Source organism: Roseburia sp. AF12-17LB (assembly GCF_003479605.1).
In the GTDB taxonomy this organism is placed as follows: Bacteria; Bacillota; Clostridia; order Lachnospirales; family Lachnospiraceae; genus Roseburia_C; species Roseburia_C amylophila.
Map to the genome: position 1 here is coordinate 1 of NZ_QUHR01000022.1, position 354 is coordinate 354.

Below are 354 nucleotides of genomic sequence, written 5' to 3' on the forward strand. Positions count from 1 at the left end.
CGTATAAGGTAGATGTCGCAAGCGACCGCCGCAGGTGCGAGAATGTGCCAAGGTACATTCTTTGTTGTGGGTATTAGGATACTTTGGAGAGTCAAGTATTAGAGTCTATAAGAAAACAAGAATGGAAGAGTAAATAGAAATCTCCCTTTTTACAAAAGTGTGTCTGATGCATACTAACTCATAATTATACGAAACACCACTCTTTTATTCATTTTTCTATTCACTTCTTACTAATGGCTATTCATTTTTACTTTAAGTTGTCGTGCAATTTATTAGAATGGAATTTTTGAAAGAGCCAGCATCTTGAATGGGCTGACTCTTTCAATGTCACCTGTAATTGACAAACTGGAATTT